The following is a 4,805-nucleotide window of genomic DNA, read 5'->3' as shown; positions in this document are numbered from 1 at the left end:
GAGTCGAATCGTCGCTTTGGCGTTTTTATGACCGTGGTGACTCTAGAGTCAAGTCACGAGTCGAATCGCCGGTGAATCGTGTGGTGAGTCGTCCGGCGACTTGCCATAACGTGATTGCCGGCCGTCGACGAACCCGATTCCTGAACGTGCTGACAGCGGGTTTTCCGGCTGCGCCGGCAACGCTTCACGGCCACGCAATAAATTGCGTCCCCGTTCACCGTTTTCGGGTAAGAAGAACATCGGAAACAGGACTTACCCCGGCTGAATGGCGTGAATTTCCGCGCTATGCACTTGCGCGCATACTCATGCATGCCGTAAAAACAGAGCCTGCGCGTTTCTGGCGGGTTTTCGGGTGGTTTGTTGCCTGTTTTACCGGTTTCCCGTCAGAAACGCCCTGAGAGCGTCTCAGGCGGTGCACGCAACGGATGTTATGGTAAATCGCAGTGAGATCGACAGATAGCGTAAGACGGTGTAATTTTAAGGCCAGAAAAAACAAAGCCCCGGCATCATGTCTAATCTTGGCGGATCCGCATGATAACCAGGGCCAGGTCGAAACCTTGAAAGGATATTAGCACATGAACCGTGCCAGACAACAGCCCGCCATAAGCGCAGGGCACATTGCGTAACGCCGCACTCGAACTTTTTAACGACCGCCTGCCGCACAAGCCGTACTTCTCGGACGATCTGCACTTTGGTGTACGCATTGCAGGGAAAGAGCGCGCTATCCTGGCGAAATACATCCAGTTCAATCAGCCTCACGCCATGTTCTGGCTGGGATTTGACGTTGATCGTGTTGGTGCTGCCATCGACTGGAGCGACCGCAACGCCCCCGCACCTACGCTTACCATCACCAATCCTGAAAACGGACACGCGCACCTGCTGTACGCCCTGGAAACGTCGATCCGCACAGCCCCCGACGGAAAAATGAAGCCGCTGAAGTACACAGCGGCCATAGAAAACGCGCTGCGTAAAAAACTGGACGCTGACACGGGCTATTCTGGCCTGATTTGCAAGAACCCGAACCACAGTCACTGGAAAATTGCGGTATGGCAGCCGGAACTCTACACGCTGGACTGGTTAGCCGACTCACTCGACCTGAATGCCGCGAACGACAAAGAAATCGTTGCCGACTATGGCTTAGGCCGTAACTGCACCCTGTTCGATAGAACCCGCAAATGGGCGTATCGCGCCATTCGTCAGGGCTGGCCTGAGTATGATCAATGGCTACAAGCCTGCTATGAACGTGCCCGTGTTTACAATCTGCAATTCTCTGCTCCTCTGGATGAAAATGAGGTGAATGGGATTGCTAAAAGTATAGCTAAATGGACCCATGGAAACCTTTCGAAAGAATCATTTGATGAATATGTGATCAGGACTCATTCGTCTGAAATACAATCAACTCGAGGGAAAAAGGGAGGGAGAGAAAGCAGAGCAGGAGGGAGGCCGAAAGGAAGTGTTGATTTATACTCTGTTAACCAAATAAAGCCATGGGTTAACATTGGGATTAGTCGCTCAACATATTACAGGAAAGGGTTTAACAAATGACCGTTCAAGTAAAAGATGTGATTTTAATTAACGGTGTTTCTTGTTGTGTAATATCAGATAACATAAGTCTTCCAGGTAATGATGTAATAAATCTTAATGATATTGAATATGTATACTGCTCGGCTTTAGCAAAACGGTATCATGCTAAATGGGAGATAAAAAATGGTCACCTCTACCTTAACTGGGTTAGTGGGGCTAGCTTCGAGGATAATTTAGTAAACTCGCCAATTCCTGCTAATTGGTTTTCAGGGAGTATTAATGTATCCCAAGGTAAGGTTATAGATGAAAGGAACATGGGATACTTCATAACCTACGAGGGGGAGTTTTTAATTTCAATAGAAAATGGTGCAGTTATATCGTCAAATTTAAAAAACAATACAACTGGAATCATTGAAGATGTTAACGTATCAATCGATAGAAAAAAATAAAAGAATATATAGAGTCAAGAAAGGTGACTTCATTACTTCACTTCACCAATGTTAAAAACATTCCTTCCATTATGACTAACGGGTTACTAGGAATGGAAGAACTTAGCAGCAAAAATATAACTGTGTTAAGTAATGATTTATATAGATATGATGCAATAAATAACGCTATATGCACATCAATATCTTTTGTTAATTATAAAATGTTTTATAAGTTAAGGTGCGATAACCCCAATGAAGATTGGGCCGTAATAAAAATATCCCCATCAGTTTTATGGGAGAAACCATGCGTTTTTTGTTCGGATAATGCAGCTAACGCTAGAGTTTCATCAATACCATCAGCGATACGAATGGATTTACCATATTTAGAATCCATGTTTTGTGATGAGTTTGATTTTATAAAGCGCAGTGATTTAAAGATACCTGACTTCTATACAACCAATCCTCAAGCCGAGGTTATGGTGTTAAATGGGATAGAGGTTGACTATATAGAAAGCATTAATATAGATGAGGCGTCAAAAGTTAATAATCTTGATCAGTTTATTGAAGATAATAAACCTTTCAGGAGACTAAAACCTTATTATCATAATCCATCATTATTCACATACAGAACTGATTTCAGATTTTGGCAATGCAATTAAATGGTAAAAAAATCATGGCAAAAAGACCTGTTTTTATCCCAGTGAGTCATGGGGAGCTGCTTGTAAAAACCATCTTCGTTGAATTTAATTGGCACCCTGGTTTTGCTGTTAAGCAAAAGCAGAGAAATATAAGCTGCCTGCATGATAAAGCTTATTTGTTAGGTGGTATTTCTAATATATTAGAGGTGTCTAGTAAATCAGAGAATGAGCTTGGTGTGTCTTTGAGTGCATTTAATTTAAAAGGTAAAACGAAAAAATATGAAGAGGAGTTTACTGTTGAAACTCTTTTTCAATCAAGTAAGGTTTTTAAATTTGGTGGTCCTTACAGAGATCTACTTTGTAAAACCTCATTGGAAGCCAAAAAAGATGAGCGAATTAAGGAGTCTGGAACATTGATTGGGTTTGATTTATTTGGCGATATCTGGGAGTTAGAGCCAAAGACTGCATTTTATGATTACATATATATAAAAACATTATTAGAGAACAAACATCTAATAGATGACATACTTAAATATGATGCTTTTACTGATATAGAGTTTAACCCTGAAAAATCAATAAATTGCCAAGCTTACTCTGTTGCTTTGTTCAAGGCTCTATCGCTTCGTTGCTTACTCCCACGATCTGTATCTAACAAAAAAGCTTTTTTAGATACTATAAAAAACAGACCAATAAGCACTTCATCAGACGATTCATCAATACAGCAAAATCTTTTTTAATCTCTTCGTGAGACAAAAAACAAACCTATATCAGATAACAGCCCTCTTTTTTTAGAGGGCTGTTCACGCCAATGCTTACAAAAACACACTCTTTATCAACCATTTATCCCTTTCCTTCCCCGCAATATTCCTCTTTCTCCTTTTTGAGAACGGTGCGAATATTCTCACTCCTTTTGCACGCAACGCTCGCCGCAGTCTCATGACCGAACGAAGTGAGCGAATGAGCGAGGAAGCGTCATTTCATCTGATACTGGCCTGAGGGTAATGGTGCCAACTTACCCAATCCGTTGTTTTTTCTGAATATGTACAGATCTTGTTTTTTTGTCAATGGAAGCGCGGTTCGTTGACTTGATAGACTGATTGATTCATCATCGCATAAAGAAAAAAACCACCGCTACCAACGGTGGTTTTCTCAAGGTTCGCTGAGCTACCAACTCTTTGAACCGAGGTAACTGGCTTTCGCAGAGCACAGAAACCAAATTAGTTATTACAGTGTAGCTGTACTTCACCTCACACTTCAACACTTCTTTGTTCTGCGAATCCGTTACCAGTGGCTGCTGCCAGTGGCGTTTTGTCGTGCCTCTCCGGGTTGGACTCAAGATGATAGTTACCGGAGAAGGCGCAGCGGTCGGACTGAACGGGGGGTTCGTGCATACAGTCCAGCTTGGAGCGAACTGCCTACCCGGAACTGAGTGTCAGGCGTGGAATGAGATAAACGCGGCCATAACAGCGGAATGACACCGGTAAACCGAAAGGCAGGAACAGGAGAGCGCACGAGGGAGCGACCAGGGGGAAACGCCTGGTATCTTTATAGTCCTGTCGGGTTTCGCCACCACTGATTTGAGCGTCAGATTCTGTGATGCTTGTCAGGGGGGGCGGAGCCTATGGAAAAACGCCCCGCCGGGGCGTGGCCTTTTCGCCCTTGTCCTTAGCTTTCGTTATGCTTACCGTTACGTTATCTGCTTATCCTCCCTCCGCTCGCCGCAGACTCATGACCGAACGGAGTGAGCGAATGAGCGAGGAAGCGGAAAACCATCCGAACGTACAGTAAGCACTTTCGCGCCGGGGCTTTCATGAACAAACAACAAAAGACTGCCGTTAACATGGCTAAATTCATCCAGGATCAGTCCCTGCTTCTTCTGGACAGGCTTAATGACCTGGATCTGGATCATGAGGCTGATTTCTGCGAGAAACTCCATGAGGATGCGGAACGCCTTTACCGAAGCCTGTCAGCGCGCCTGAATGAGCAGCAGGACGGTGCGTAATGGCTCCGTTCTGGGTATTACCGGGGTAATACCGGCATCGCCTTAATTTTCATTGTGTTAGCGCTTAACATTATTACCCCGGTAATACCCAGAATCCCTGTATTTTTTATTTTTTATTTATTTTTCATGAAGTTGCGATGAAAATCGCGGCTGCGTTAGGTGTATGACCATTTTGAGGTTGAAAAATAATCAACCATGGCGGGTGATTTACGC

At 44.0% G+C, this 4,805-nt stretch carries 7 protein-coding genes; 6 read left to right on the top strand and 1 reads right to left on the bottom strand.

The window, feature by feature from the left end; genetic code table 11:
- The 5 genes from ACKLKD_RS27440 to ACKLKD_RS27420 form a co-directional block, all read left to right on the top strand.
- A partial coding sequence (locus ACKLKD_RS27440; RefSeq protein ID WP_420062003.1) for a hypothetical protein occupies positions 1 to 398 on the top strand: 398 nt, incomplete at its 5' end.
- A gap of 220 nt (positions 399 to 618) precedes the next feature.
- Positions 619 to 1,545, top strand: a complete 927-nt coding sequence (locus tag ACKLKD_RS27435; protein WP_087806472.1) for a replication initiation protein — start codon at positions 619 to 621, stop codon at positions 1,543 to 1,545.
- Positions 1,542 to 1,973, top strand: a complete 432-nt coding sequence (locus ACKLKD_RS27430; protein WP_132312506.1) for a hypothetical protein — start codon at positions 1,542 to 1,544, stop codon at positions 1,971 to 1,973. Before ACKLKD_RS27435 ends, ACKLKD_RS27430 begins: the two co-directional genes overlap by 4 nt.
- Before the next feature lie 23 nt (positions 1,974 to 1,996).
- Positions 1,997 to 2,611 (top strand): DarT ssDNA thymidine ADP-ribosyltransferase family protein, encoded by a 615-nt coding sequence (locus ACKLKD_RS27425; RefSeq protein ID WP_132312503.1) that lies wholly within the window; start codon positions 1,997 to 1,999, stop codon positions 2,609 to 2,611.
- Entirely contained in the window at positions 2,602 to 3,327 is a 726-nt protein-coding gene (locus ACKLKD_RS27420; RefSeq protein ID WP_316934071.1) for a DarT1-associated NADAR antitoxin family protein, read from the top strand. Before ACKLKD_RS27425 ends, ACKLKD_RS27420 begins: the two co-directional genes overlap by 10 nt.
- Before the next feature lie 510 nt (positions 3,328 to 3,837).
- Here ACKLKD_RS27420 and ACKLKD_RS27415 read toward each other — a convergent pair.
- Entirely contained in the window at positions 3,838 to 3,981 is a 144-nt protein-coding gene (locus ACKLKD_RS27415; RefSeq protein WP_074192474.1) for a replication initiation protein, read from the bottom strand.
- A gap of 419 nt (positions 3,982 to 4,400) precedes the next feature.
- Here ACKLKD_RS27415 and ACKLKD_RS27410 point away from each other — a divergent pair, with 419 nt between their 5' ends.
- A complete protein-coding gene (locus ACKLKD_RS27410; protein ID WP_021314601.1) occupies positions 4,401 to 4,592 on the top strand; it encodes a Rop family plasmid primer RNA-binding protein in 192 nt (63 codons plus the stop codon).
- The last annotated feature ends 213 nt before the right edge of the window (positions 4,593 to 4,805 follow it).

Origin of the sequence: Klebsiella sp. 10982 (genome assembly GCF_048589245.1) — a bacterium.
Lineage (GTDB): Bacteria > Pseudomonadota > Gammaproteobacteria > Enterobacterales > Enterobacteriaceae > Klebsiella > Klebsiella quasivariicola.
Note: the sequence above shows the minus strand (reverse complement) of the source record. Positions and strands in the feature narration are given on the sequence as shown.

What these genes read in the sequence shown, in the direction of transcription:
- ACKLKD_RS27410 (WP_021314601.1), top strand. Translation starts at nt 4,401, where the DNA reads ATGAACAAACAACAAAAGACTGCCGTTAACATGGCTAAATTCATCCAG.
- ACKLKD_RS27420 (WP_316934071.1), top strand. Translation starts at nt 2,602, where the DNA reads ATGCAATTAAATGGTAAAAAAATCATGGCAAAAAGACCTGTTTTTATC.
- ACKLKD_RS27415 (WP_074192474.1), bottom strand. Translation starts at nt 3,981, where the DNA reads ATGCACGAACCCCCCGTTCAGTCCGACCGCTGCGCCTTCTCCGGTAAC.
- ACKLKD_RS27430 (WP_132312506.1), top strand. Translation starts at nt 1,542, where the DNA reads ATGACCGTTCAAGTAAAAGATGTGATTTTAATTAACGGTGTTTCTTGT.